This window comes from Lactiplantibacillus xiangfangensis (assembly GCF_001438845.1).
GTDB classification, from domain to species: Bacteria; Bacillota; Bacilli; order Lactobacillales; family Lactobacillaceae; genus Lactiplantibacillus; species Lactiplantibacillus xiangfangensis.
This window is the reverse complement of sequence record NZ_JQCL01000020.1, coordinates 1-1985: the sequence shown is the minus strand read 5'-3', so window position 1 is coordinate 1985 and position 1985 is coordinate 1. Positions and strand designations below refer to the sequence as shown.

1 protein-coding gene and 1 pseudogene are annotated in these 1985 nt (G+C 40.1%); both read left to right on the top strand.

Annotation, left to right across the window (positions count from 1 at the left end):
* Positions 1–1794 (top strand): MobA/MobL family protein (locus tag IV64_RS02340; RefSeq protein WP_057705571.1); only part of this gene is annotated, 1794 nt, incomplete at its 5' end.
* Between the two features lie 119 nt (positions 1795–1913).
* A pseudogene (locus IV64_RS14830) lies at positions 1914–1985 on the top strand (DNA topoisomerase); the annotation flags it as partial.

The following is a 1985-nucleotide window of genomic DNA, read 5'->3' as shown; positions in this document are numbered from 1 at the left end:
GCTTTACCGGTAGAATTAAGTGAATCCGAACAGAAAGAATTACTGACAAAATATGTGCAAGAAAATTTTGTCGATCAAGGTATGGTAGCTGACGTAGCAATTCATCGCGATCACCCAGACAATCCGCATGCACATGTGATGTTAACCAATCGCCCATTTAACCCCGATGGTAGTTGGGGATTAAAAGCAAAGACGCAGTACATTAAAGATGAAAATGGCAAGCAACTTTTAACCAAAAGCGGGTTTCCAAAACAAAGAAAAATTTGGTTGGTTGATTGGGACAAAAAGGAAAAAATTAATGAGTGGCGGCATAATTGGGCAACAAGTGTTAATCAGTCTTTAGCACAAAAAAATATTCCGGATCGGATTAGTGAAAAATCGTTTGTCGATCAAGGGATTCAAGAGACACCTACCCAACACGAAGGCATTAACAGCCAAAGAAAAAATCGAAAAGTATTTAATCAACAAGTTAGAGCGCAAAGAAACGCTCAAGCTAAATATCATAATCTTGACGAAAAGATAAGAAATCATGAACATTTTGACGCGTTAACTGACGAGCTATCGTTCTCTGAAAAACACACAATTAGTCATCTAAGTCAGCAATTGAAAGCCTATGTCGATTTAGAACATTTAGATGATAAACAGCGCATGCTGTTTAATTGGAAAAACAGCTTATTAATTAAACATGCTGTTGGTGAAGATGTAACCAAACAACTACTGACCATTGACCAGCAAACGACATCACTAGAACAAGCTAATCAGTTGTTAAATAAAGTGGTGGAACGAGCAACGAAAAAGCTTTATCCGGAACTTGATTTTGAACAGACAACCGCCGCTGAACGACGGGAACTGATTAAAGAAACTAATAGCGAACAAACAATTTTCAAAGGTAGCGAATTAGCAGAACGGTTAGCGGATATTCGAAACGACTTACTGACCCAGCAATTATTGACGTTTACCAAGCGGCCGTATACCAGCTGGCAGTTAGTTAATCAGCAGGCCCAAACAATTGAGAAGCAATTAACCACGGTACTAGCCAAACATGGTCACCAGTTAGACGATTTGAAGCATACTGATCGGGGCATGCTAGCTGTTTATGAACCTAACGAACTCGAATTCATTTCTAAAGCGGTCAAAGATTTACGGGTCATGCGGGAAGTTAAAGCCGTGGTGCAAACCCAATACGACAGCATTCTAACGACTGCTTTTCCGGACAGTGACCTGGATAAGCTAGAGACGATTGATAAGGAGCAAATCTATACCGCTGTGGTTTACTATGACCCAGAATTAAAGCCATTAAGCGCCGATGATCTTAGTCAATTACAACAGCAGCCACCGGTAGTCTTTACTAGTCAGCAACACCAAGCCGGTTTGAATTACCTGTTAGGTAAAATTGAATTAAAAGATATTCAGAACCACCGATTACAACGGGTCTTAAAACATGATGGCACCCGGCAACTGTTTATCGGCGAATGTGGCCAAGATCCTAAGTTGGATCACAAACAAATTGAAATGGTGCAAGCCCGTTTGAAACAACAGACAACACGGTTTGATCAATATAAGCAAGACCAAATTAAGGACTATCAGGCCATTAATTATTACCCAACTAGCCCGAAAAACTACCTGACTAATATTTTGGACGAAGCCTTAATAACCATTTTATATGCGAAGAACACGGACTATCTAAGAAAGCAGCAACTACGTGGACTAAAGGAGACTGAGTGGGAAATGACGAAAAAGCAACGGCAACACCAAACTCGAAACCGGCATGAAGATGGGGGCATGCACTTGTAATCACAAAATTAGCGACTGGTTAATTGGTATGAATGGTAGCCCATAATGTATTTTATATTGATAAAAATTTGGTACGTAGAGCGTGCTCGATTAGTTACCTATAGCTGCCAGCCTTGTGTATGGTCTATCAAAGAGACCAGGCAATCAAAAACTTTAAGCCGGAACCCTATTTTGAACTAAATGCGGAAATT